Origin of the sequence: Roseixanthobacter liquoris (assembly GCF_043195135.2) — a bacterium.
Lineage (GTDB): Bacteria > Pseudomonadota > Alphaproteobacteria > Rhizobiales > Xanthobacteraceae > NCEH01.
In genome coordinates, this window is the sequence record NZ_CM195537.1 from 695849 (window position 1) to 719004 (window position 23156).

The 23156-nt window shown below is 67.7% G+C and carries 23 protein-coding genes; 7 read left to right on the forward strand and 16 right to left on the reverse strand.

The features are described 5' to 3' along the window. The first annotated feature begins 79 nt into the window (after positions 1-79). Positions 80-895 (forward strand): hypothetical protein, encoded by an 816-nt coding sequence (locus V5F84_RS03085; RefSeq protein WP_394043890.1) that lies wholly within the window; start codon positions 80-82, stop codon positions 893-895. An 83-nt stretch (positions 896-978) separates the two neighbouring features. On the opposite strand, the gene eda is transcribed toward V5F84_RS03085, so the two are convergent. From eda to V5F84_RS03105, 4 genes are all read right to left on the reverse strand, one after another. After that, on the reverse strand, positions 979-1626 hold the full coding sequence (gene eda / locus V5F84_RS03090; RefSeq protein ID WP_394043891.1) for a bifunctional 4-hydroxy-2-oxoglutarate aldolase/2-dehydro-3-deoxy-phosphogluconate aldolase: 648 nt from the start codon (positions 1624-1626) through the stop codon (positions 979-981). Positions 1627-1790: 164 nt separating this feature from the next. Next, a complete protein-coding gene (locus V5F84_RS03095; RefSeq protein ID WP_394044051.1) occupies positions 1791-2267 on the reverse strand; it encodes a prepilin peptidase in 477 nt (158 codons plus the stop codon). Between the two features lie 5 nt (positions 2268-2272). Next, a complete protein-coding gene (locus tag V5F84_RS03100; protein WP_348845587.1) occupies positions 2273-2437 on the reverse strand; it encodes a Flp family type IVb pilin in 165 nt (54 codons plus the stop codon). A gap of 159 nt (positions 2438-2596) precedes the next feature. After that, a complete protein-coding gene (locus V5F84_RS03105; RefSeq protein WP_394043892.1) occupies positions 2597-3787 on the reverse strand; it encodes an MFS transporter in 1191 nt (396 codons plus the stop codon). Positions 3788-4077: 290 nt separating this feature from the next. Between V5F84_RS03105 and V5F84_RS03110 the strand changes: the two genes are divergently transcribed. Beyond that, on the forward strand, positions 4078-5277 hold the full coding sequence (locus V5F84_RS03110) for an alpha/beta hydrolase family protein (protein ID WP_394043893.1): 1200 nt from the start codon (positions 4078-4080) through the stop codon (positions 5275-5277). A gap of 9 nt (positions 5278-5286) precedes the next feature. Here V5F84_RS03110 and holA read toward each other — a convergent pair whose 3' ends face one another. The 3 genes from holA to leuS are packed head-to-tail and all read right to left on the reverse strand — an operon-like array spanning position 5287 to position 9592. Beyond that, on the reverse strand, positions 5287-6312 hold the full coding sequence (holA, locus tag V5F84_RS03115; RefSeq protein WP_394043894.1) for a DNA polymerase III subunit delta: 1026 nt from the start codon (positions 6310-6312) through the stop codon (positions 5287-5289). A 3-nt stretch (positions 6313-6315) separates the two neighbouring features. Continuing rightward, positions 6316-6975, reverse strand: coding sequence for a hypothetical protein (locus V5F84_RS03120; RefSeq protein WP_394043895.1), 660 nt, complete (start codon positions 6973-6975; stop codon positions 6316-6318). Further along, positions 6962-9592, reverse strand: coding sequence for a leucine--tRNA ligase (gene leuS, locus V5F84_RS03125; RefSeq protein ID WP_394043896.1), 2631 nt, complete (start codon positions 9590-9592; stop codon positions 6962-6964). The genes V5F84_RS03120 and leuS overlap by 14 nt, the downstream gene beginning before the upstream one ends. A gap of 428 nt (positions 9593-10020) precedes the next feature. Between leuS and V5F84_RS03130 the strand changes: the two genes are divergently transcribed. Further along, entirely contained in the window at positions 10021-11382 is a 1362-nt protein-coding gene (locus tag V5F84_RS03130) for a leucyl aminopeptidase family protein (protein WP_394044052.1), read from the forward strand. A gap of 10 nt (positions 11383-11392) precedes the next feature. Further along, a complete protein-coding gene (locus V5F84_RS03135; RefSeq protein ID WP_394043897.1) occupies positions 11393-12247 on the forward strand; it encodes a C40 family peptidase in 855 nt (284 codons plus the stop codon). A gap of 865 nt (positions 12248-13112) precedes the next feature. Here V5F84_RS03135 and V5F84_RS03140 read toward each other — a convergent pair. The 3 genes from V5F84_RS03140 to V5F84_RS03150 form a co-directional block, all read right to left on the reverse strand. Then, complete coding sequence (locus V5F84_RS03140) at positions 13113-14483, reverse strand: AmpG family muropeptide MFS transporter (protein WP_394043898.1); 1371 nt, start codon at positions 14481-14483, stop codon at positions 13113-13115. A 74-nt stretch (positions 14484-14557) separates the two neighbouring features. Then, positions 14558-15178 (reverse strand): LuxR C-terminal-related transcriptional regulator, encoded by a 621-nt coding sequence (locus V5F84_RS03145; protein WP_509274719.1) that lies wholly within the window; start codon positions 15176-15178, stop codon positions 14558-14560. Between the two features lie 525 nt (positions 15179-15703). Further along, positions 15704-15901 carry a DUF2735 domain-containing protein gene (locus V5F84_RS03150; RefSeq protein ID WP_394043899.1) on the reverse strand — a complete coding sequence of 66 codons (198 nt, stop codon included), beginning with the start codon at positions 15899-15901 and terminating at the stop codon, positions 15704-15706. Positions 15902-16392: 491 nt separating this feature from the next. On the opposite strand from V5F84_RS03150, the gene V5F84_RS03155 reads away from it, so the two are divergent. Further along, entirely contained in the window at positions 16393-17433 is a 1041-nt protein-coding gene (locus V5F84_RS03155) for a glutamine synthetase beta-grasp domain-containing protein (protein ID WP_394043900.1), read from the forward strand. An 87-nt stretch (positions 17434-17520) separates the two neighbouring features. Here V5F84_RS03155 and V5F84_RS03160 read toward each other — a convergent pair whose 3' ends face one another. From V5F84_RS03160 to V5F84_RS03180, 5 genes are all read right to left on the reverse strand, one after another. Then, a complete protein-coding gene (locus V5F84_RS03160; RefSeq protein ID WP_394043901.1) occupies positions 17521-17988 on the reverse strand; it encodes a secondary thiamine-phosphate synthase enzyme YjbQ in 468 nt (155 codons plus the stop codon). Between the two features lie 112 nt (positions 17989-18100). Next, a complete protein-coding gene (locus V5F84_RS03165) occupies positions 18101-18952 on the reverse strand; it encodes an alpha/beta hydrolase (RefSeq protein ID WP_394043902.1) in 852 nt (283 codons plus the stop codon). Between the two features lie 110 nt (positions 18953-19062). After that, positions 19063-20160 carry a DmpA family aminopeptidase gene (locus V5F84_RS03170; protein WP_394043903.1) on the reverse strand — a complete coding sequence of 366 codons (1098 nt, stop codon included), beginning with the start codon at positions 20158-20160 and terminating at the stop codon, positions 19063-19065. Positions 20161-20278: 118 nt separating this feature from the next. Beyond that, a complete protein-coding gene (locus V5F84_RS03175; RefSeq protein WP_394043904.1) occupies positions 20279-20728 on the reverse strand; it encodes a hypothetical protein in 450 nt (149 codons plus the stop codon). Between the two features lie 65 nt (positions 20729-20793). Then, positions 20794-21705, reverse strand: a complete 912-nt coding sequence (locus tag V5F84_RS03180) for a 2-hydroxychromene-2-carboxylate isomerase (RefSeq protein ID WP_394043905.1) — start codon at positions 21703-21705, stop codon at positions 20794-20796. A 111-nt stretch (positions 21706-21816) separates the two neighbouring features. Between V5F84_RS03180 and V5F84_RS03185 the strand changes: the two genes are divergently transcribed. Together V5F84_RS03185 and V5F84_RS03190 are read left to right on the forward strand one after the other, a co-directional pair. Further along, positions 21817-22185, forward strand: coding sequence for a hypothetical protein (locus tag V5F84_RS03185; RefSeq protein ID WP_394043906.1), 369 nt, complete (start codon positions 21817-21819; stop codon positions 22183-22185). Further along, entirely contained in the window at positions 22167-22655 is a 489-nt protein-coding gene (locus tag V5F84_RS03190; protein ID WP_394043907.1) for a phage holin family protein, read from the forward strand. The genes V5F84_RS03185 and V5F84_RS03190 overlap by 19 nt, the downstream gene beginning before the upstream one ends. A 9-nt stretch (positions 22656-22664) precedes the next feature. On the opposite strand, the gene V5F84_RS03195 is transcribed toward V5F84_RS03190, so the two are convergent. Next, positions 22665-23114, reverse strand: a complete 450-nt coding sequence (locus V5F84_RS03195) for a DNA polymerase III subunit chi (RefSeq protein ID WP_394043908.1) — start codon at positions 23112-23114, stop codon at positions 22665-22667. Positions 23115-23156: the final 42 nt, after the last annotated feature.

A 23156-nucleotide genomic window follows, 5' to 3' on the forward strand; every position in this document is an offset into this window, starting at 1 on the left:
TGAAAGCAATGATTCAGGTTGCAATTTTCTGTCGCATCCGAAATAGTTGCATCTCTTCAGATGATGTCTGGCGATCTAAATGGACGGGACAGAACGTGATCCAACCAAGACCATTTGGTATGTCACATTAGATCTTTTCATCAAAAGCGTATCAGCTCTGGGCGTCGTTATCCTCGGGTTTGTTGGCTTTCGGTTGCAGTCGGACGGACAGCTCCATGATCAAGAGCGGAGATTGTCCGAGGTAAGATCAGGCATTTATTTGCCCGCTCTTCAGGTTCTTGCTCAGTTGCAGGTTGCTTTTTCTGTTTTAGCTCCTGAGCTTAAATTTACAGGAAATCACTCGCATGAAGATGATTCCAATAAAAATTGGAAGCTGCAATTTTTGATTGGTTCCTTGCAATATCCGCAAGATATCAGTGACTCGATCAAAATCGCTCGGCTCGCTGAGTACAAGGATGGGCGAAGCGCGGCGGGTACGGAGCCGGTTTCCTACAAGGCTGCAGCGAGGATGGCTGGAGAGTTTTGGGGAAATATTTCCCTGTTCCGGAAAATATGTGAACCTACTGATCGATTTTCGGAAAATCTAAGAGTTAGAGTTCAAAGCAACCCGCCGGCACTCCATTTCTTCTTGACCTTGGACCTCCAAGCTCTTCCGGGGGACGAGACGATTCCCCTTGATCCGGAGAGCTTCTCTGCATGGAATGGGTGGATTTCGCCAACGGGGGTGACCATGCCGCAATTTTGCAGGACAAATTTTGAACAATTATTTAAAGACTTGGCAAACGGGGCTTTGACTGTTTCCGACAGAGTATTGGATAGGTACCCCATTCTTTCAGAAAAATCTGTGACCATGCGTACGGACGCTTTGAAGGCGAGCGACGCTTTATGGAAATAAAGAGGTTGCGGTTTGCGTTAGCTTGAGCCGCAACCAGAAAATATGTATGCCGCGTTTGAAGTTGACTTTGTTATTTTGACTACTCAGCCGAACTTCGCCGCCCGCGGCAAGGCGGCCGCGACGCTTGCGAGATCGCGGATGGCGGTGAAATCTCCGGCGCGGATCAGGTCCGCCGGCACCACCCAGGAGCCGCCCACTGCGACCACGTTCGGCAGCGCGAGATAATTCGCCACATTGCTCGGCCCGATGCCGCCCGTGGGGCAGAAGCGCAAATGCGGCAGCGGGCCGGCCACCGATTTCAGGAAGGCGACGCCGCCCGACGCCTCGGCGGGGAAGAATTTCAGCACCTCGAATCCGAGGCCGGACAGCACCATGGCTTCGCTCGTGGTGGCGCAGCCGGGCAGCACCGGCACGGGCGCCTGCGCCAGGGCTTCGGCGAAGCGGGGCGTCGTGCCCGGGCTCACCAGATAGGCCGCGCCCGCTTCGATGGAGGCTTCCACCTGCGCCTGGTCGGTGACCGTCCCGGCGCCGGCGAGCGCGCCTTCCACGTCGCGCACGATATGGCGGATGGCCTCCAGCGCCACGGGCGTGCGCAGCGTGACTTCGATCAGCGGCAGGCCGCCCTGCACCAGGGCGCGGGCAAGTGGAACGGCGTCTTCCAGGCGTTCGATCACCACCACCGGGATGACGGGCGCGCGGGCGACGAAGGGGAGCGGGCTTGGAAGGCTCATGATGTGTCTCTCTCAACCGAGCCGCCTTTGAACCCCACCCGCCGGCCGCTGTCGAGGGGGCAAGGCGCATGCTCGGGCAGCGCGGTCGCGGGCGTTGCGTGTCAAAGGATTGAAACGATTTAAGAAATGCTCGACCGAAAATCGGCGGCCCGGCGCGGGGCGGGTCAGACCAGGGCGGTCATCAGGCTGGAGCTTGGGAACAGAGCCAGCCCCGCGCCGGCGAGCGCCACCCCGTAGGGCAGGCTTGCGGCCATCCCGAATCCGCGCCATCCACGCCGCGCCCAGAGCGTGACGCCGCCCACCAGCAGCGCGCCGAACACGCCGCAGATCACGGCGAAGGCCGGCAATTGGGAGGGATCGAGCCACAGGGCGAGGGCTGCGGCGAGCTTGGCGTCGCCCGCGCCGATGAGATCATGGGCGAACAGCCAGAACCCGGCTGCCAGCACGCCCGCCGCCAGCATCGCCCGCAGCGCGAGGTCGTCCACCCGGCCCGCGGCGGCGAGCACGGCGAAGCCGCCGGCGAGGGCGAGGATGATGAGATTGGGAATGATGCGGCGCGACAGGTCGGTGGCGATGGCCACCGCCAAAGCGGCCGGGAACAGGCCGAGCACCAGCAGGTGGTCGAGCGGGAAAAGCGCCACGTCGCTCAATTGCCCGCCGCTGCGGCGCCGGCCTTCAGGCGCGCCAGGGTGAGGCCGATCTGGGTCAGCACGGTGACGATGGCAATGGACAGCCCGGCGGCGATCAGCCCGTATTCCAGGGCTGTCGAGCCGTGTTCTTCCCTTACGAAGCGGGCCAGCAAGAGCTTCATCGCGCACCCTCGTCCGCGCATCGCGGCGCGGCGGTCTCAGACGGTGTGACACCCGTCCTTGGGTCCGAACGCTAGGGGATGCCCCTTTGCGGAGTGGTAAACGCGCCCCGCCCGGCGGCGCCTGTGCCGGCACAGCTTGTGCGGAAGGTTAACGCTCCCTCAGCAGCGCTCCGCCGCGACCGGCGCCGCGCGGGCCTCTTGTCGCTGCGCGCGGGCGTCCAGCCGTTGCGAGATCAGCCCGAGGCACAGGGCCATGCAGGCGAGCGCGATGCCCACGAACGGCAGGTTTTGATAGGCGAGGCCGTGGGTGATGGCGATGGCGCCGATCCAGGCACCGGCCGCATTGCCCAGGTTGAAGGCGCCCTGGTTGAGGGTGGAGGCAAGGTTCGGCGCCGAGGCGGCGGTATCCACCACGCGCAATTGCAGCAGCGGCACGAGGGCGAAGGCCAGCACACCCCACACCGTGAGCACGACGAGCGCGGGCGCGGGCATGGTGCTCGCGGGCACGAACAGCACCAGCACGGCGATCAGCACCACCAAGGTGCCGATGAGCGAGGGCATCAGCCGCCAGTCGGCGAGCTTGCCGCCCAGCATGTTGCCGGCGGTGAGCCCCACGCCGAACAGCAGCAGCGCGCCGGTGATGGCGTTCGCGGAAAGCCCGGTCACCTGCGCCAGCAGCGGCGAGATATAGGTGAAGACGCTGAACAGGCTGGCGGAGCACAGCACGCTGATGAGCATGGCCAGCGCCACCTGGACATCGCCCAGCACGCGGAATTCGCTCAGGATGCGGCCGCTCTTCATGGGCAGGCCCTTGGGCAGCAGCACCACCAGGGCGGTAAGCGCCGCGGCCCCGATCAGCGCTACCGCGAAGAAGGTGGAGCGCCAGCCGAGCCATTGGCCGAGCGCCGTCCCGGCCGGAACGCCCAGCACATTGGCGATGGTGAGGCCGGCGAACATGAGCGCGATCGCCTGCGCCCGCTTGTGGCGCGGCACGAGGTCGGACGCCACCACCGAGCCGATGCCGAAGAAGGCGGCATGGCAGAAGGCGGTGACGATGCGCGCGCCCATCAGCAGGCCATAGCTGGGGGCGAGCGCGCACAGGATGTTGCCGCCGATGAACACCGCCATCAGCCCCACCAAGGTGGTCTTGCGCGGCCAGTTGGCGGTGAGGATGGCGAGCAGGGGCGCGCCCACCACGACGCCGAGCGCATAGCCGGTCACCAGAAGGCCGGCTTCGGGAATGGTCACGCCCAGGTCGCGGGCCACGTCCGGCAGCAAGCCCATCACGACGAATTCCGTGGTGCCGATGCCGAAGGCGGCGACGGCGAGGGACAGGAGCGACAAGGGCATGGGACGTCCGCGCTGAGAGGGGCCGGCGAAGCGTAAGATTTGACTTTGATCAAATTGACGCAGTGCAGCAAGTGCGGCGTGATCGGGCCAGCCATGCGCGGCGCGCCGGAAGCCGCAGCGATGTGGGCAAGTTTGGCGCGGGCAAGTGTGGCGCGGGCAAGTTTAGGGGCAAGTGTGGGCGGGCAAGCTGGCGTGGGAACATCGGCGCGGGCCGGCGGCTCGCCCCCCTCGGGTTTCTGATATGTTGTCCGGCATCGATGACGGGGCGGACCGGGGCGGGGAGCGGGGCGATGGGATTGATGTTCAAGGACGACCTGTTCGACGCCCAGTTCCTGCGCACGCTCGGCCATACCTATTACGGCGGCGCCGATATCGGCGAATGCCTCGCGCTCGCCGCGCGCATCCCGCCCGGCGATACTGCGCGCTGGCATGGCGAATGGAATGCGCTGGCCGAACGGCTCTATGACGCCGGGCAGGCGAGCCTTGCCGCCGGCCGTGGCACCAGCGCGCGCCAGGCGTTTCTGCGCGCCGCCAATTATTTCCGCGCCTCGGCGCTGTTCCTGCTGGCGGCACCTCTCGATCCCCGCGGGGTCAAGGCCTATGAGCGCCAGGCCGAAGCCTTCGCCCGCGCCTGCGCGCTCATGGCCCATCCGGTGGAGAGCGTGCGCATCCCGTTCGAGGACACGAGCCTCCACGGCCTGTTCCTGCGCCCTTCGGCGGACGACACGCCGCGCGCGACGCTGATCGTCACCGGCGGCTATGATGGCACGGCGGAGGAGAATTACTTCTTCAGCGGCGCGGCGGCCCTGGAGCGCGGCTATAACGTGCTGCTCTATGACGGGCCGGGGCAGGGCGAGGCCCTGTTCAAGCAGGGCCTGCATCTGCGGCCGGATTGGGAAAACGTGCTGCGGCCGGTGGTGGATTTCGTGCTCGCCCAGCCGGCGGTGGACCCCGAGCGCATCGCCCTTCACGGCCTCAGCCTCGGCGGCTATCTGGCGCCGCGCGGCGCCAGCGGCGAGCCGCGTCTCGCGGCCCTGGTGGCGGACCCCGGCCAATATGCGCTGCTGGACGAGATGCGGGCGCGCCTGCCGGCCTGGCTCGGGCGCGGCCTGCCGAAGGGCAATGCCATCACCCGCCGTGTGATTAGTCGGCTTATGGAGCGCATGATGCGCAGCCCGACCAAGGGCTGGGGCCTGCGGCGCGGCCTGTTCGTCAACGGCGTGGCGACGCCGTGGGATTATGTGCAGTCGATCGCCACCTATACGCTGGAGGGGCGGGTCCAGGAGATCGCCTGCCCCACCATGGTCTGCAAGGCGCAGGGCGACGAAATCGGCGCCACGGCCGAACGCTTGTTCGAGCATCTCGCCTGCACCAAGCGGCTGGCGATCTTCAAGGCGGAGGACGGCGCGGCGGCCCATTGCGAGGGCGGCGCGCGCGCCTTGTTCAATCGCGAGATGTTCGACTGGCTGGATGCCGTGCTCGCGCGCTGAGCATCGCGCTCAGGCGGCGTCTCTTCGGCGCACGGCGAGGTTCAGCAGCACCCGTTCGGTGATCGGCTGGGCCATGGCGGCATTGCGCCGGCAGGCGAGAACAGCCTCGTCCACGGTGAGGATGGCGCGCAGGCACCGGTCCGGCGTGAATGCGCGCAGGGCCTTGTCCACCAGCGGCTTGCGGGAGAAATGCACGGCCGGGCGGGCCTGGTCGATCACCCGCTCGATGCTGCTGCCGCCTTCCACCGCCAGCGCCATCTGGTGCAGCGACAGGAGCGCCCGCAGCAGCGCGCCGAGAATGGCGTCCGGCCGGGTCGCCGCGCCCCAGGCCTTGGCGAGCGCGGTGGCGGTCTGCGCCGGCTGGCCGGCGAGCGCGGCGTCCACCACATCGTCCATGGCGAGGGCCGAGGCATCGCCCACGATCACCCGCACATCGTCCAGGGTCACGCGCCCGTTGCCCTTGGCGTAGAGCGCGAGCTTCTCGATCTCGCCGCGCGAGGCCAGGCGATCGCCGCCGATGAGGGAGACCAGCAGGTCGCGCGCGTCGCGGTCGATGGCGAGGCCCGCTTCGCCGAGCATGGTGTCCACGAGCCGCATCAGGTCGCGCTCGCCGTCGGCATAGCAGGGAATGGCAAGCGCGTTCGGCGCGCCTTCGCATAAAGAGCGCAGCGGCGCGCCCTTCTTCAGGTCGCCCGCCTCCACCACCACCAAGGCGTCGCACGGTTCGGAGAGCACCGGTTCGAGCGCGGGCACGAGGTTGCGGCTGCCGGCGCGCACCCACACCACGCGCTGGCCGCCGAACAGGCCGATGGTGCGCGTTTCGTCCATGAGCCGGCGCGGATCGGAGGAAAGGTCGTCGCCGTCGAGCCGCACCACCGCGAACGGGTCGGCCGCATCGGGCACGGCGCGGCGCACGAGGCCGGCGGCACGCTCGCGCACCAGCCCCATGTCGGGGCCGTAGATCAGTACCACCGGGCGCTTGGGATCGCGGCGGGCGAGGGCGGCGTCGGCCTCGCCCGCGCGCACCGCGACCATGGCTCAGCGCGCCGGAGCGGTGGCGGGGGCTGGAGTCGCAGCCGCCGGGGCTGCAGCCGGTGCCGCCGGCGGGGGGGCGACCGGCGGGCTGCCGGTGGGGGGACCACCGGGCGCGGGGGTGCCCGTGGGGTTCTTGATGAAGAAGGCGGCGAGCTGCACCTTGATCTGGTCCGCCAGCACCTGGGACGCACGGCTCTCGGCGTCGCGCGCGGCGCTGTAATTGGCGAAGCGCTGTTCGCTGACGTCGGTCGAGACGGCGGCGGCCGCCTTGCCGGCGGCGATCGGCGGCTTGGTCTCCTCGCCCGCCCGCACCAGCTTCCAATCGCCTTCGACGCGGTAGGTCTTGGCTTCCGGCAGGCCCGATTGCGTATCGACGATGGCGAACGAGCTGGACGAACGGACCGTGATGAACATCTTGTACGGCGCGTTGGCGGGATTCCCCGCCCCGCCGGTGAGATTGTAGATCAGGTCGTTGCGCAGATCGTTGCCGATGCGCCCGTTGATCTTGACGATCTCGATGTCCTGGAGCCGTTCCTGGAGGGCAGGCCCGGCGGTGGTGGAATTCGCCGCATACATGGGCTGGAAACAGCCGGCGAGCGCCCCGGAGAGGGCGCACACGAGGCCGAGGCGGGCGAGCAGCGCGGCGCGGTCAGGCGACAACATTCACGATCCTCTGTGGAACCACGATGATACGCTTCGGCGGCCGCCCGTCGAGGGCGCGCTGCACGGTTTCAAGGGCGAGCACGGCGGCTTCGATCTCCGCCGGCGTCGCCTCGCGCGGGACGATGATGTCGTCGCGCTTGCGGCCGTTGATCTGGATCGGCAGCGTGATGGTGTTTTCCACCAGCAGCGCCGGGTCCACCTGCGGCCATGCGGCCTCGGCGACCAGACCCTCGTGGCCGAGGGCGGCCCAGCATTCTTCCGCCAGATGCGGCGTCATGGGGGCGACGGTGCGCACCAGCATCTCGGCCGCCTCGCGCAGGGCGAACGCCATGTCGGGGGCGACCTCGCCGGCGCGCACGGCGGCGATGGCCTGCCCGAACACATTGGCGAATTCGTGCACATGGGCCACGGCGACGTTGAAGCGCAGGCGCTCCACATCCTCCGCGACGGTGGCGACCAGGGCATGGGAGGCGCGGCGCAGGACGGTGGCTTCCGCGCCGAAGCCGTTGGGCATGGGGGCCTCGGCCGGCGCGCCGAGGGCGATGCCCTCGTGCACCAGGCGCCACACCCGCTGCACGAAGCGCCACGCGCCCTCGATGCCGGACTGGGTCCATTCGCTGTCACGCTCGGGCGGGGTGTCGGCGAGCATGAACCAGCGCGCGCAATCCACGCCATAGGTGTCGGCCACCACTTCGGGCGCCACCACGTTGCGCTTGGACTTGGACATCTTCTCCGGCGCGCCGACCACCACCTCCTCGCCGGTGTCGATCTTCACCGCCTTGCCGGTACCGAGGAGCTTCACCTCCTCCGGGAACAGCCAGCGGCCGGCTTTGTCCTTATAGGTCTCGTGGACGATCATGCCCTGGGTGAACAGGCCGGCGAACGGCTCCTTGATGTCCACGCGGCCGCAGGCGTTGAGCGCGCGGGTGAAGAAGCGCGAATAGAGCAGGTGCAGGATCGCGTGCTCGATGCCGCCGATATATTGGTCCACCGGCAGCCAGTGGCGCACGGCGTCCTTGTCGAGCGGCTTGGCCGCATCGTCGCTGGCATAGCGTAGGAAATACCAGGACGAATCCACGAAGGTGTCCATGGTGTCGGTTTCGCGCTTCGCCGGCGCGCCGCACTTGGGGCAGGGCACGTTGCGCCAGGCCTTGGCGCGGTCCAGCGGATTGCCCGGCATGTCGAACGTCACGTCGTCCGGCAGCGTCACGGGCAGCTGCTCGCGCGGCACGCCCACGGGGCCGCAGGTCTCGCAATGGATGATGGGGATCGGGCAGCCCCAATAGCGCTGGCGCGAGATGCCCCAGTCGCGCAGGCGGAAATTCACCTGCCGTTTGCCCTGCGGCTCGTCGCCGACGCGGAACCGCTCCAGCCGGCGGGCGACCGCCTCCTTGGCGTCCTCCACGCGCATGCCGTCGAGGAACTGGGAATTGAACAGCGTGCCCTCGCCGTCATAGGCGATATCGCCCACGGTGAAAGTGGCGGGGTCGGCGTCCGGCGGCAGCACCACGGGGGTGACGGTGAGGCCGTACTTGCGGGCGAAATCCAGGTCGCGCTGGTCGTGCGCCGGGCAGCCGAAGATGGCGCCGGTGCCGTAATCCATCAGCACGAAATTGGCCACATAGACCGGCACGGTGCGGCTGGCATCCAGCGGATGCACTACCTTCAGGCCCGTGTCATAGCCCATCTTCTCCTGGGTCTCGATCGCCTCGGCGGTGGTGCCGCCCTTCTTGCAGGCGACCACGAAGGCGGCCAGCGTCGCGTCCTTCGCGGCCAGCGCCTGGGTGAGCGGGTGGTCGGGCGAGAGCGCCAGGAAGGACGCGCCGAACAGCGTATCGGGGCGGGTGGTATAGACCTTCACCGCCGCGGTGCCGGCCGGGATCTTCTCCCGGTGGTGCGCCTTGGACAGCTCGAACAGGACTTCGAGGCCTTCCGAGCGGCCGATCCAGTTGCGCTGCATGAGGCGCACGCGGTCCGGCCAGCGGTCCAGCGTGTCGATGGCGTCGAGCAGGTCCTGGGCGAAATCCGTGATGCGGAAGAACCATTGGGAGAGCTTGCGCCGCTCCACCACCGCGCCGGAGCGCCAGCCGCGCCCGTCGATCACCTGCTCGTTGGCGAGCACGGTATTGTCGATGGGGTCCCAATTGACCTCGCTCTCCTTGCGATAGGCGAGGTCCTTGTCGAAGAAGTCGAGGAAGATGCGCTGCTGCTCGACATAATAAGAGGGATCGCAGGTGGCGATCTCGCGGTTCCAGTCCAGCGACAGGCCGAGCAGCTGGAGCTGCGCCTTCATGGAGGCGATGTTCTCGTAGGTCCAGGCCTTGGGATGGATGCCGCGCTCGATGGCGGCATTCTCCGCCGGCAGGCCGAAGGCATCCCAGCCCATGGGATGGAGCACGTTGAAGCCCTGCATGCGCTTGGTGCGCGCGAGCACGTCGCCCATCACATAATTGCGCCCGTGGCCGATATGGATGCGGCCCGACGGATAGGGGAACATCTCCATCACGAAGAATTTGGGACGCGGATCGTCGTTCCGCGTGCGGAAGATGCCGCGGTCCTTCCAAATCTTCTGCCAACGGGGTTCGGCGTCGCGCGCGTTGTATCGGTCTGTGGTCATTGACTGTCTGTGGTCCAGGGGCGGCGGGACTAGGACAGAAACCGCGCCACGGGTCAACCTTCGCGGCTGCGGCAGAGGGGTGCGGGGCGCGAGTCGTTCTTGCTTCCCGGCCAACTTGCTTTCCAGCCAACTTGCTTCCCGGCCAAGTGGAGCGCCTCCGGCGCGGAGCGCGAGCCGGGACCCAGCGCAAGAAATCGCCGCAGGCGCTTCCCTCCTGAAAAAAGGCGCGCGGCGCCGTGTGCCGGCTTCGCCGCTTTTTCCTGGGTCCCGGCTCGGCGCTCCGGCTGCGCCGTCGCTGGGCCGGGACGCGAAACGCGCCATCCCGCCGCCGCGCTGGTCCGCCGGCCAGCTGGTCCGCCGCCTGGCTTGGCCGCCGCCTTGGCCCCATGCTAACCAGCAAGGCCAAGGAGACCGCCATGCCGATCGTGATGCCCGAGTGCTTCGCCCCCGCCGCCATGTCCTCCGTGCCGGTGCGCCTCGTGACCCGGGAGGGCTTCAAGTCCGCGCCCCTAGCCGCGGCGGCGCGGCGGTTCGCGGAGGCGGCGGGCTTCAAGGGCGAAAGCGGCAAATTGCTCGCTTTGCCGGGTACGGAGGAGGCGGTCTCGGGCTTCCTGTTCGGCGTGCCGGGGGAAAAGGGCGATCCGTTCGCCGCCGGCGCCCTGCCGGGCCTGCTGCCGGAAGGCGATTATCATCTGGAGGGCGAGATCGGCGCGCTGGATGCGCTGGCGTTCGCGCTCGGCACCTATCGCTTCACCCGCTATCGCGGCAATTCCAAGGGCCGTGTCCGCCTGAAGCTCGGCGCGAGCGATGATGCCGCCGCGCTCGCGCGCACGTTCGAGGCGGTGAGCCTGGTGCGCGACCTGGTCAATACGCCGGCGAATGATCTCGGTCCCGCCGAGCTGGAGGATGCCGCCCGCCGCCTCGCCGCCCGCCATGGGGCAAGCTTCCGGTCCATCGTCGGCGCGGATCTGCTGGCGCGCAATTTCCCGCTGATCCACACGGTGGGCCGCGCCGCGCCCCGCGCGCCGCGCCTGCTCGATCTTGCCTGGGGGCCGGAAGATGCGCCCAAGGTGACCCTGGTCGGCAAGGGCGTGTGCTTCGATACCGGCGGGCTCGACATCAAGCCCTCCTCCGGCATGCTGATCATGAAGAAGGACATGGGCGGGGCGGCGACCGCGCTGGGCCTTGCCCATCTCATCATGTCGCGCGGCCTGAAGGTGCGGCTGCGCGTGCTGATCCCGGCGGTGGAGAATGCCATCGCGGGCGACGCCTTCCGCCCCGGCGATATTTTCGCGAGCCGCAAGGGCCTCACCGTGGAGATCGGCAATACCGACGCCGAGGGGCGCCTCGTGCTGGCCGATGCGCTCTCGCTCGCGGACGAGGACAGCCCGGACCTGCTGGTGGATTTCGCCACCCTCACGGGTGCGGCTCGCGTCGCGCTCGGCCCCCATCTGCCGCCGGCCTATACGGACGACGAGGCGCTCGCGGCGGATCTCGCCCGCCATGCCCAGGCGCAGGCCGATCCGCTCTGGCGCCTGCCCCTGTGGCGGCCCTATGCGTCGATGATCGACTCCAAGGTGGCGGACATCAACAATGCCGGCGCGGGCGGCTTTGCCGGCTCCATCACGGCGGCGCTGTTCCTGGCGCGTTTCGTCGAGACCGCCAAATCCTGGCTGCATCTGGACATCTATGCCTGGAACCCCTCGGCCCGCCCCGGCCGGCCGGAAGGCGGCGAGGCGCAGACCATCCGCGCGCTCGATGCCCTGATCGCCGAGCGCTACGGCGCATGAGGCCGGTTTTATGAGCGATCTTCCGCAAGGCCGCGACCCGCGCCTGACCCCGGCCAAGGCCAATCTTGCCGCCGAGAGCCTGCGCGGCATCGTCGATGCGCCGTTCTATAATGAGGGCGTGAAGCGCCGGGTGGTGGAGCCGGTGGCGGCGGTGCGGCGCGCGCCCTCCTCCACCGCCGCGCTCGATACCGAGGCGCTCCTCGGCGAGATCGTCACCATCTATGAGGACGAGGGCGAGGGCTGGGCCTGGGGCCAGCTCGAAAGCGACGGCTATGTGGGCTACCTGCCGAGCGAATCGCTCGCCGCCCTCGGCCCGCAGCCGACCCACAAGGTGCGCGCGCAGCGCACCTTCCTGTTCCCCGGCCCCGACATCAAGTTGCCGCCGCGCGCAATTCTGCCGTTCGGCGCGCAAGTGGAGGTGCGCGAGCTGCGCGGCGCCTTCGCCGTGACGCCGCACGGGTTTTTGCCCGCCGTGCATGTGGCGCCGCTGGATGTGCTGGAGGCGGATTTCGTCGAAGTGGCGGGGCGGTTCCTCGGCACGCCCTATCTGTGGGGCGGGCGCTCGGCGTTCGGGCTCGATTGCTCCGGCCTGGTGCAGACGGCGCTGACCGCCTGCGGCATCGCCGCGCCGCGCGACAGCGACCAGCAGGAAGCCGCCCTCGGCACGGCCGTGCCGCTGGATGCGCCTTTGCGGCGGGGCGATTTGCTGTTCTGGCCGGGCCATGTGGGCCTCGTCGAGGATGAGGCGAACCTGCTGCACGCCAACGCCTTCGCCATGTCCGTCGCCCGCGAGCCTCTGGCGCATGCGCTCGCCCGCATCGCTGAAAAGACGCCGCTGCGCAGCATCAAGCGCCTTGGGGTTTAGGCGCCTCGAGCCCCGCTCTCGCGTCCCGGTCCAGCGACGGCGCAGCCGGAGCGCCGAACCGGGACCCAGGGGTGGACGCGGCGAAGCCGTCAAAAGCCGTGCCCGCTGAGGGATTGAAGCGCCTGCGGCGGTTTTTTGTGCTGGGTCCCGGCTCGCGGTCCGCGTCGGCCCCGCCGCCGCTTCCCTTGGCCGGGACGCGCATTTTTTGCGGCCGGCCCCGCCATGATGGGGAGATAGGGACGTCATCCCCCGCCCGCAGGAAAGTGCGCCCCGCGCCCGTCTCGCGTCCCGGTCCAGCGACGGCGCAGCCGGAGCGCCGAACCGGGACCCAGGGGAGAACGCGGCGAAGCCGTCAAAAGCATCACCCGCTTGAGGGATTGAAGCGCCTGCGGCGGTCTTTTGTGCTGGGTCCCGGCTCGCAGTCCGCGTCGGCCCCGCCGCCGCTTCCCTTGGCCGGGACGCGCATTTTTTGCGACCGGCCCATCGCGTCCCGGTCCAGCGACGGCGCAGCCGGAGCGCCGAACCGGGACCCAGGGGAGAACGCGGCGAAGCCGTCAAAAGCGCCCTGCCCGCTGAGGGATTGAAGCGCCTGCGGCGGTCTTTTGTGCTGGGTCCCGGCTCGCGATCCGCGTCGGCCCCGCCGCCGTTTCCCTTGGCCGGGACGCGCATTTTTTGCGGCCGGCCCATCGCGTCCCGGTCCAGCGACGACGCGGCCGGAGCGCCGAACCGGGACCCAGGGGAGAACGCGGCGAAGCCGTCAAAAGCCCTGCCCGCTGAGGGATTGAAGCGCCTGCGGCGGTTTTTTGTGCGGGGTCCCGGCTCGCAGTCCGCGTCGGCCCCGCCGCCGCTTCCCTTGGCCGGGACGCTAGAGCCCGGCTGCGTCCGCCGCATCCTTCTTTGCCAGCGCCTTGAAATGGCCGCGCACCTGGAGCCAGGCCAGCAGGATCAGGCCCGGGATGCCGGCGATCACGGTGATGACGAAGAACAGCGCCCAGCCGGTGACTTCCACGATATAGCCGCCGCCGGAGGCGAGGAAGGTGCGGCCCACGGCGGTGAGGGCGGTCAGCAGCGCATATTGCGTGGCGGTGTGCGCCCGCGCCCCGCACAGGGCCGAGAGATAGGCGACGAAGATCACCGTGCCGATGGCGCCGGTGAAATTCTCCACCACCACGGTGGCGGTGAGCGCCGGCACGTTCACCCCGATCAGCGCCTGGGCGGAGAAGGCGAGATTGGACGTCATCTGGAGGATGCCGCCGATCCACAGGCAGGTGACGAGCGGATAGGCGCGCGCGAGGGCGCCGCCGGCAAAGCCGCCGAGCAATGCGGCGGCAAGGCCGACGCCCTTCACGATGGCCGCATAGGTCGCCTTGTCGAAGCCGATGGAGATGACGAACGGCGCCGTGAGCACGCCGGCGAGCGCATCGCAGAATTTATACAGCAGCACGAACAGCAGGATGGTCACGGCCTGGTCGCGCGAGAGGAATTCGCTGAAGGCCCCGACCGCGGTTGCGATGACGCGCTTCAGCGCGCCGCCCTCGCGGGTGGGCGTGTCGCCGTCGTGCCGCACCGGGGCATCCGGCTCGCGGGCGAGGAAGGTGGCGGCGATGCCCACTCCCATGAAGAGGGCGGCGGCCACATAGCCCCAGCTCCACACCTGCGCGCGCGGAACCCCATAGGCTTCCAACGCCGCGACGATGGCGATGACCCCGGCGCCCGAAACCAGCATGCCGATGCGATAGGCCGCCACATAGCCCGCCATGCCGGCGGCCTGCTCGGACGTGTCGAGCCGCTCCACGCGGAACGCGTCCACCACGATGTCCTGCGTCGCCGAGACCGTGGCGACGATCACCGCCCCGAGCGCGACGGCGAACGGCGCCGCCATCGGGTCCTGGATGCCGAGGAACAGGATGGCGCCGGCGAGCACGATCTGGGTCGCGAGCAGCCAGCCGCGCCGCCGGCCCAGCCAGCGCGAGAGCAGCGGCACGTCCAGCGCATCGACGATCGGCGCCCACAGGAATTTCAGCGTGTAGGGCAGGCCCACCAGGGAGAACAGGCCGATGGTGGCGAGATTGACGCCGGCTTCCGTCATCCAGACCGACAGCGTGGTGCCGGTGAGCGCCAGCGGCAGGCCGGAGGAGAAGCCGAGCAGGATCACCACCAGCACGCTCGGCCGCAGATAGACCGCGAGCGTCGACATCGCCGAGGAGACGCGCGCATTGGCAGAGGTGAGGCTCATGGGGCGGTCTCCTGCCAGGGGAGCCGGCGGGCGGGCGCGGGCTCGGATCTTCGGGCGTTCGGTGTGCGGCCGGCTCAGGCCTGCCCGTGGCTCCACAGGCCGGATTCCACCTTGGACACGGCGATGACGGCCTGGGTGCGGCTTTCCACGCCGAGCTTCTGGAGGATGGCCGAGACATGCGCCTTCACGGTCGCCTCGGACACCGACAATTCATAGGCGATCTGCTTGTTGAGCCGCCCTTCGGACAGCATCATCAGCACGCGCACCTGCTGCGGGGTCAAGGTGGAGAGACGGGCGAGGATGGCGTCGGATTCGCTGTCGCCCCGGCCGGACAGGTTGATGTCCGGCGGCGCCCAGCTGCCGCCGGCGAGCACGGTGGCCACCGCATCGCGCATGGCGGTGACGCCGAGGGTCTTCGGAATGAAGCCGGAGGCGCCGAGATCGAGGCAGCGGCGGATGATCGGCGCCTCCTCGTTTCCCGAGACCACGACCACCGGCACGCCGGCATATTGGGCGCGCAGATAGATGAGGCCGGAAAAGCCGCGCGCGCCGGGCATGGTGAGATCCAGCAGGATCAGGTCGAAATCCGCTTCCTTCTCCAGCAGGGCATGGAGATCGTCGAACGTGCCGACCTCCGCGATCTCGCTCTGCGGATAGAGGGCGGTGAGCGCCTCGCGCAGGGCGCCGCGAAACATCGGATGGTCGTCGGCGATGACGAGCCGGAAGGCGTTGGCGTCTCCCAAATGGCTTCTCCCCCCGGTCCCACCGGCTGTTACGGGCTCACCGTCTGTTGCTTGCCCGCCGGCTTGCTTGAGGCCCGCGCCCGAATCGGCCTTCAGCGAATGATCCGGCCCGTCGGCGCGCGTTGCAAGCCGGCTTATCCACCCGTGCCTTGAGGGCATAGGGGGCGGGGCGGAGTCAAGCGGGCAGGTCAAACCGGGCTGCAATCGGCGCAGAAGGGGATCGCGTCGCGGCGCGGATGAAGGATGCCTATTCAAAAGGCAGTCATGCATAAAAACAGAGCAAACCCGGCTCTCGCGGGGATGTTTCCGCCGCGGGGCGTGTCCGCCTCAAGCGCGAGAAGGATTTTTGCGCGAGGCAAGGTGACGCGGGCGGGGCGCTGCAAATAAAAAGGGCCGGCGCTCGTGCGGGCCGGCCCTCAGGTGATGTGCAAGTGTTTGAAAGACGAACGTGGCATGGGTTGCGTGAACGTCTTGAATTCAGCGCTTGCGCGGCGTCTCCGCATCCTGAATTGCGGCTTCGTGGTACCAGCTGCTGCCGAAGTTCATGGTAGCGATCTGCATTGCAGCAATTTCGTTAACCGGCTTCGCGGGGGTCTGCCGGCTGGAAACACCCGCGCGGCCGCCGGCGGGGAAGGCGTAAATCTTTGCAGATCCCGGATACTGACTCGTGGCCATTCTATCTCTCTCTCGGTTTGTGCTGTGCGATAACGCATCAGACGTTGGGTGAGCATAGCATGGTGTGCTCGCGTTTTATACAAGCTGCCTCTTTTAAAATCATCGTTTGACTACATTATCAGCACTTCGGTTTTTGCATCTTCGGCTAGCATTCCTCGAAGAGGGAACGTGCGGTTACGCATGAAGTTCCAGCCGCGCCCTGCGGCATTCCACGGGGTTGCTGTCAAATGGAGCCTGTTCATTTCCTGGGCACGCCATCCGACCGGATGTTGAGCCGTCTATCTTGTGCGGGCCTGGGAGAATCCGTTGTCGCCGTCGATTTCGCGGCCGGATCTGCCCGCTTTCGGCCGCTCGGCCGGGTTGGCATAGGAAATGCTTGGGAGAGGCCAGCCAGTTGGCGGCCGAGCACGCCATTCGCTGCCGGCCCCTTTTCGGGGTCGCGCATCCGAACACGGTCACATGTCGCGTCATCAGCTCACGAGAGGCTCGTAATGACAAAGTACAAACTCGAGTACATATGGCTGGACGGGTACACACCCGTCCCCAATCTGCGAGGAAAGACGCAGATCAAGGAATTCGACCATTTCCCCTCGCTCGATGAGCTGCCGCTCTGGGGCTTCGATGGCTCGTCCACCATGCAGGCCGAAGGCCGCAGCTCGGATTGCGTGCTGAAGCCGGTCGCGGTCTATCCCGACCCGGCGCGCAAGAACGGCGCCCTGGTGATGTGCGAAGTCATGATGCCCGATGGCGTCACCCCGCATGCCACCAATGCCCGCGCCACCATCCTGGACGACGAAGGCGCCTGGTTCGGCTTCGAGCAGGAATACTTCTTCTACAAGGACGGCCGCCCGCTCGGCTTCCCCGAGCATGGCTATCCGGCCCCGCAGGGTCCCTATTACACCGGCGTCGGCTTCAAGAATGTCGGCGACGTGGCCCGCGAGATCGTCGAGGAGCATCTTGAGCTCTGCCTCGAAGCTGGCATCAACCATGAAGGCATCAACGCGGAAGTCGCGAAGGGCCAGTGGGAATTCCAGATCTTCGGCAAGGGCTCCAAGAAGGCCGCCGACGAAGTGTGGATGGCCCGCTACCTGCTGCTCCGCCTGACCGAAAAGTACGGCGTGGACATCGAGTTCCACTGCAAGCCGCTCGGCGACACCGACTGGAACGGCTCGGGCATGCATGCCAACTTCTCGACCAAGTACATGCGCGAAGTCGGCGGCAAGGAGTATTTCGAGGCCCTCATGGCGGCCTTCGACAAGAATCTCGACGCCCATATCGCCGTGTATGGTCCCGACAACCACATGCGCCTGACCGGCAAGCACGAGACCGCGCCGTGGAACAAGTTCAGCTATGGCGTGGCTGACCGTGGCGCCTCGATCCGCGTTCCCCACTCGTTCATCAAGAACGACTACAAGGGCTATCTTGAGGATCGCCGCCCCAATTCCCAGGGCGACCCCTACCAGATCGCCTCGCAGATCCTGAAGACCATCTCCGAGGTTCCCACCAAGGACAGCGTCTCGGCCGCGGCCTGATCTTTTCGCATGGATATGAAAATGGCGCGGGCCTTCGGGTCCGCGCCATTTTCTTTTGGCGGTCGCGATGGGGCCGCTGCGCCGCCCTCAGTCCCGCGTTTCCCCGCAGAAGCACAGCACCACCTCGCGCACATGGGGGCGGGCGCGATGCTCGATGAGATAGAGCGCCTGCCAGGTGCCGAGCCGCAGCGCGCCGTCCGCCACCGGGATGGCGAGGTCGCTCGCGGTCAGCATCGTGCGGATATGGGCGGGCATGTCGTCCGGCCCCTCCAGGTCGTGCACCCAGGGATGGTCCGCCGGCGCGAGGCGCCGCAAAGCGGTGAGCAGGTCCACCCGCACGTCCGGATCGGCATTCTCCTGGATCGTCAGCGAGGCGGAGGTGTGGCGGCAGAAGGCGTGCAGCAGGCCGTCCCGCGCGCCGATCTCCGCCAGGAAGGCGCGCGCCTCGCGGGTGAGGTCGGTGAAGCCCTCGCCGCGCGTCTCCACCTCCAGCTGCGCCTGGGCGCAGATGTCGAGGGCGCTCACGCGCGGGCGACCGCGCCGGATCTGGCTCATGCCGGCCTCCCTTAAAGCATTTTCGAGCGAATCGGATCCCGGCTTGCGTGAAGAAAATGCGATGACACAATAAGTTAGAGCATTTCATCGTTTCTAATAATGATGAAATGCTCTAGAGCGCGACACCCTTCACCAGGGCCGTGATCAGCTGCGCGATCCGGCCCGAGGGTTCGGCCATGGTCTCCAATATGGTGAAATGATTGGCGTCGGGAATTTCCTCATAATGCAGCGGCAGGCCCTGCGCCGTGCGGTGGGCGGCGAAATCGGCGGTCTGCTTGCGCATGAGGGGCAGCTCGGCGCTGCCGGCCACCAGGATCAGGGGAACTTCCCCGCCCCCGGGCAGCAGGGTGGGCGAATTGCGCGCCACCGCCGCTTCGTCGAGCCTCAGCTTGGCGTTGATATAGATGTGCCGCATGGGCTCCAGATCGAACACGCCCGAGATGGCGAGGCCGCCCTTGATGAGGGGATGATCGAGGTTCATCACCGCCAGATGCCCGCCGGCCGACCAGCCGGAGAGGAACACGCGGTCCACATCGCCGCCGAGCGCCGGCAGTTCGCGCGTGAGATGGCGCAGGCCGGCGCGGATCTCCCGGCTGATCTCGTCGAGGGTGGCATCCGGCGCCAGCGTATAGCCCATGAGCGCCACATTGATGCCGTGGGCCAGCGGCCCGGCGGCGCAGAAGGTGAAATCCTCCTTCGCGCGCATCTGCCAATAGCCGCCATGGATGAACACCAGGGTCGGGGCATTCTCGCCGGCTTTCAGGAAATCGATGCGGTTGCGCGGGCCGGGGCCGTAGGGCAGGTCGAGGGTGAGGCAGCATTGCGCCCGCAGGGCGGCCGAGCGCTCGGCCCAGCCGCGCAGGATGTCGGCGCTGTCGGCGACGGCGGCCGCATTGTTGAAGGCGCGGTCGCGGGCCTCCTGGTCGAGGGCGCGCCAATCGGGCGCTTCAATCGCCATGTCCATCCTCGCTGTCTCCCGCGCGCCGAATCCGTTTCGCATCGAGCCAGAGCCGACACCGGAACGGCGCGGCATTCAAGAGGCGCGGCAATGTTCCGCGCCCCGTCGGGCGAGACCTAACGCATCAGCTCCGCGACCCGCGCCCCGTCGAGCGCCGCCACATGCCGCCCGCGCTTGCCGGTGACGGGATCGGCCGCCAGCATGGCGTTCAACACCGCCTCCTCCACGCTCTCCACCGCCGCCAGGAAGATCGGGTCGAGATCGTCGCTGGAGAGCGCCTCCAGCTTCAGGCGCGGTGGCTCGGGCAGCGGGCCGGGGGAATTGGCGGTGGTGAAGGCCAGGAAGATGTCGCCGGAATTATTGCCCGAGGGCGTGCCGCCGCGCCCGATGCCGATCGCCGCCCGCTTGGCGAGGCGCTGCATCTGGGTCGGCAGCAGGGGCGCGTCGGTGGCGAGGATGACGATGATGGAGCCGCGCTCGCGGGTCCACAGCAGGTTGTCGGTCAACGTCTCGCCCAGCCGGCGGCCGCATATGGTGAGCCAGGGCCGGATGCCGTGATTGGCCTGCACCAGCGCGCCCACGGTGAATGCCCCCGTGGGGGTCTGGGCGATGCGCGAGGCGGTGCCGGTGCCGCCCTTGTATTCATAGCAGATCATGCCCGCGCCGCCGCCCACCGAGCCCTCCGCCACCGGGCCGTCCCGGGCACTGTCGATGGCCGCGCGCACATCCTCTTCCGTGATGTGGAAGCCTGAGATGTCGTTGAGATATCCATCATAGGTCTCGGCCACCACCGGCAGCACCCACAGGTCCTCCCCGATCATCGGGCCGAACCGGTGGCACAGCCAGCGCGCCGTCGCATGATGGGCCATGCCGAGAGAGAGCGTGTTGGTCAGGACGATCGGCCCGGTGAACCAGCCGGCCTCGTGGATCCAGTGCACCCCGGTCATCTCGCCATTGCCGTTCAGGGAGAAGGCGCCGGCCCAGATGGGTTCGAGCAGGGCATCGGGCAGGCGGGGCAGGACGGCGGTGACCCCGGTGAGGATGCCGTCTGCCGGTGCCGTGCGCGTCGTCATGCCCACGCTGACGCCCGCCACATCGGTGATGGCGTTGAGCGGGCCGGGCCTCCCCGGCAGCTTCAGCCCGAGGCCGAGGGCGCGCGGCCGGCCGGTGGCGGCATGGGTCGCGGGGGCGAATCGGATGTGAGGTTCGCTCATGGTTCGGCCTTCGCGATTGCCTCGGGGAGGCGCAATTGCGGACATCGGGCGAAATCGGGGGGAAAAGACCCGAACATTGGTTTCGTGGCGCGTAAAGCGGGGATGAAACCGACGTTCGTCAGGTGCGGTCGCCGCTCGGCGTGCCGTTCACCAGGTCGCGCAGGCGGCGGAAGGCGCGCTCGGCATAATCCAGGGCCGCGTCGAAATCCGACTGGCTCGGCAGGTAGGATGATCCCGCTTTCGGGGCGGCGGCGGGTTGTCCTTCCAGGGTGGCGATCCGGGCCTGGAGGCGGGCGATCTCCGCCTCATAGGCATCGCGGGAATCCGGCACCGCCTCGCAGGAATAGCCCGCAGAACCCTTGCCGCAGAAGGAAACCTGCCCGGTCTGGGTGTCGAGCTTCAGCGCCCCTCCCTCGACGGGAGAGAAGGTGTAGCGCGGTCCCGCCGGTGCCTGGGCCCGTGCCGCCGTCCCGGGCGCGGCCGGTTCCGCCGCGTGCGCCGGTACCAGTAGAAGCGCCACAAACCCAATGCCCGCAAGGGCTGGCCGGCCCATGGAAACCCAGTTCATCGTCCGTCTCCCGTCAGGCATCGTTGAATCGACTGTCGCAGGGGAAAGGGGCCGAACAGCGGCGCTCAGGCCCGCTCCACGGGGCGAAACGGCGCCCGGCCGCTGGCCAGCGCATCGTCCAGCAGCTCGATCCGATCCTGGCCCCAAAACACTTCCCCATCAAGCACATAGGCCGGTGCGCCGAAGACGTCGGCGGCCAATGCCTGCTCACGGTTGGCGAGATAGGCGGCGTCAACCTCGGCGGTTTCTGCGGCGGCGAGCAGGTCCGCGCCGGGCAGTCCGGCGGCATCGCACAGGGCGGCGATCACCTGCGGGTCGGCCAAGTCCTGCTGCTTCTGCCAGATGCCGGAAAAGATAAGCGGCAGAAGGGGTTCGATGTTGTGCCCGCGGGCCAGCGCGGCAATCAGCACCTTGTCGGCGCGCGCCCCGTCGAGCGGCCAATGGGCCGGATGAATATGGAAATCCACCCCCAGCTTCACCCGCCAGCGCTGGAGTTCCAGCAGGCGATAGCGCTGGCGCTGCGGCGCCCGCCTGGCCAGTGGCAGTCCTCCGGATTCCGCGAACACCGGCCCCAATTCCACCGGAACGAACCGCACCTGCGCTTTGTGCCGCGCCGCGACCGCCATGAAAGGGGCATGGCCAAGGAAGGTCCAGGGACTGACGACGGAGAAGAAATAGTCGATATGGCGGGATGTTGCGGACATGGACGCCTCCGATTGCGCGTGTTCTAGCACGCCGGCGCGGGAGACGGAGCAGGGGGACTCGCTCCAAATAAACAATATTATAGTGTGATATAATTCATATATTGACTCGATGATGTGAAATTGGCATCGTTCGGCATTGCCTGCTGGTTCGTTCGTCATGTCGAACACCCCGCAGCTCTGGTAGAGGTCCTCCCTGACACCTTTGGGCGCGAACGCCGGTTCGCGCCCTTTTTCTATGATCGGCCCAAGCGCCCGGCGTTTGATGCGGGTCAAGGCGCGGAGGCGGCACAGGCGCATGGTTTCGCAAGACTTTGCCGAGCGGGGCCGCCGTGTCTAAGCTGTAGCGAGACCGTCGTCCGGCCGCTCATTCGAAAAAGGCCCGCCATGGCAACCCGCCGTCCCGAACTCGACGCCCTTAAGGCCGAACTGGCGGCCCAGTCCCCCGCCGATCCCGCGCCGGCGCCCCGCGCAACGCGCGCCCGCACCAAGGCGGCGGCGCACGATGGTCCGCCCGACCCGACGCGCCAGGAGCCGCCGCCCCCGGCGGACGAGGCCGCCCCCGACGCCGAGGCGGCAGGGGCGGCGGAGCCGAGCCTGAGCGAACTCCAGGCCCTCGTGCGCGATCTCCAGGCGGCCGTCACCGATGCGAAGGCGCAGGCCGACGCCACCGTTTCCGCCCATCCGGCGGTTTCCGTCGCCTCGGCATTCCTTCTCGGCGTCCTGGTGGGACGCGCATGGGGACGTTCGTCATGAAGCTCGACAATGCCGTGCGAAACCTGCGGGTGCTGTGGCGCGCCGATTCCATCATCGCGGACATTCACCTGCGCACGCTGCTGGCACGGTCCGGCATCTTCGTTTTCGCCGCCCTGATCGCCTCTGGCGGCGTACTGATGCTGGGCGTCGCGGCCTATCTCGCCTTGTCCCAGCTGTGGGGACCCATCTGGGCGGCAGTTGCGGTGGGCGGGGGAAACATCGTCGTCGCGGGCCTTGCCGCGGTGATCGCCAGCGCCATCAAGCCCGGGCGCGACCTGGATTTCGCAAATGAAATCCACAAATCGGCCATCGAGGCGCTGGCGGCGGACCTGCGCGAGGCGGAGGGCGAGGTGAAGGCGATCGCGAACGCGGTGCGCCACCCCTTCGATTCGGCCTTGCCCGCCTTGCTGGTGCCGGTGGTGGGATCGCTGCTGAAGGGGCTGCGATCCGACCGGGGAAAGCAGCAATAGGGCAAGGGTCTACGCCTTGCGCACCCAGCGGCCGTTCTCGTCCTGCTGCCAATAGGTGAGGGTGTGGCCGGCGGCCTTGGCCTCGCGCCAGCGGTCGCGCGCCGCGGCGACGGCTTCTTCGTCGCGGCCGTTGAACATGTGGACCACACGCACATAAGGCGTGGCGTCGGCGAGGATCGCACCATCCACCAGGAAGCGCACCTGCGCCCCGTTGGGATTGTCCTCGGTGGTGGTGATGAGGATCGGCTGGCGCTCCACCTGGGGCTGCGCGTCCGTGCCGTGGGGCAGGAACGAGCTTTCGTTATAGGTCCACAGATGGGCGTCGAGCGCGTCGCGCCGCTCGGGCGAGGAGCATTGGACGATGCAGCGCCATCCCCGCTCCAGGCTCTTTTCGAGCAAGGCGGGAAGCGCGTCCTCCAGGGGGCGCCGCTCCAGATGGTAGAAGACGACTTCGCTCAACGCCCGTTCCTTCGCCGCGCGACCGTGCGGAGTTGGAGCATT

Excerpts from the sequence above, each read along its gene's own strand:
- V5F84_RS03085 (WP_394043890.1), top strand. The coding sequence starts at position 80 with ATGGACGGGACAGAACGTGATCCAACCAAGACCATTTGGTATGTCACA.
- eda (WP_394043891.1), bottom strand. The coding sequence starts at position 1,626 with ATGAGCCTTCCAAGCCCGCTCCCCTTCGTCGCCCGCGCGCCCGTCATC.
- V5F84_RS03100 (WP_348845587.1), bottom strand. The coding sequence starts at position 2,437 with ATGAAGCTCTTGCTGGCCCGCTTCGTAAGGGAAGAACACGGCTCGACA.
- V5F84_RS03105 (WP_394043892.1), bottom strand. The coding sequence starts at position 3,787 with ATGCCCTTGTCGCTCCTGTCCCTCGCCGTCGCCGCCTTCGGCATCGGC.
- V5F84_RS03110 (WP_394043893.1), top strand. The coding sequence starts at position 4,078 with ATGGGATTGATGTTCAAGGACGACCTGTTCGACGCCCAGTTCCTGCGC.
- holA (WP_394043894.1), bottom strand. The coding sequence starts at position 6,312 with ATGGTCGCGGTGCGCGCGGGCGAGGCCGACGCCGCCCTCGCCCGCCGC.
- V5F84_RS03120 (WP_394043895.1), bottom strand. The coding sequence starts at position 6,975 with ATGTTGTCGCCTGACCGCGCCGCGCTGCTCGCCCGCCTCGGCCTCGTG.
- leuS (WP_394043896.1), bottom strand. The coding sequence starts at position 9,592 with ATGACCACAGACCGATACAACGCGCGCGACGCCGAACCCCGTTGGCAG.
- V5F84_RS03130 (WP_394044052.1), top strand. The coding sequence starts at position 10,021 with ATGCCCGAGTGCTTCGCCCCCGCCGCCATGTCCTCCGTGCCGGTGCGC.
- V5F84_RS03135 (WP_394043897.1), top strand. The coding sequence starts at position 11,393 with ATGAGCGATCTTCCGCAAGGCCGCGACCCGCGCCTGACCCCGGCCAAG.
- V5F84_RS03140 (WP_394043898.1), bottom strand. The coding sequence starts at position 14,483 with ATGAGCCTCACCTCTGCCAATGCGCGCGTCTCCTCGGCGATGTCGACG.
- V5F84_RS03145 (WP_509274719.1), bottom strand. The coding sequence starts at position 15,178 with ATGTTTCGCGGCGCCCTGCGCGAGGCGCTCACCGCCCTCTATCCGCAG.
- V5F84_RS03150 (WP_394043899.1), bottom strand. The coding sequence starts at position 15,901 with ATGGCCACGAGTCAGTATCCGGGATCTGCAAAGATTTACGCCTTCCCC.
- V5F84_RS03155 (WP_394043900.1), top strand. The coding sequence starts at position 16,393 with ATGACAAAGTACAAACTCGAGTACATATGGCTGGACGGGTACACACCC.
- V5F84_RS03160 (WP_394043901.1), bottom strand. The coding sequence starts at position 17,988 with ATGAGCCAGATCCGGCGCGGTCGCCCGCGCGTGAGCGCCCTCGACATC.
- V5F84_RS03165 (WP_394043902.1), bottom strand. The coding sequence starts at position 18,952 with ATGGACATGGCGATTGAAGCGCCCGATTGGCGCGCCCTCGACCAGGAG.
- V5F84_RS03170 (WP_394043903.1), bottom strand. The coding sequence starts at position 20,160 with ATGAGCGAACCTCACATCCGATTCGCCCCCGCGACCCATGCCGCCACC.
- V5F84_RS03175 (WP_394043904.1), bottom strand. The coding sequence starts at position 20,728 with ATGAACTGGGTTTCCATGGGCCGGCCAGCCCTTGCGGGCATTGGGTTT.
- V5F84_RS03185 (WP_394043906.1), top strand. The coding sequence starts at position 21,817 with ATGGCAACCCGCCGTCCCGAACTCGACGCCCTTAAGGCCGAACTGGCG.
- V5F84_RS03190 (WP_394043907.1), top strand. The coding sequence starts at position 22,167 with ATGGGGACGTTCGTCATGAAGCTCGACAATGCCGTGCGAAACCTGCGG.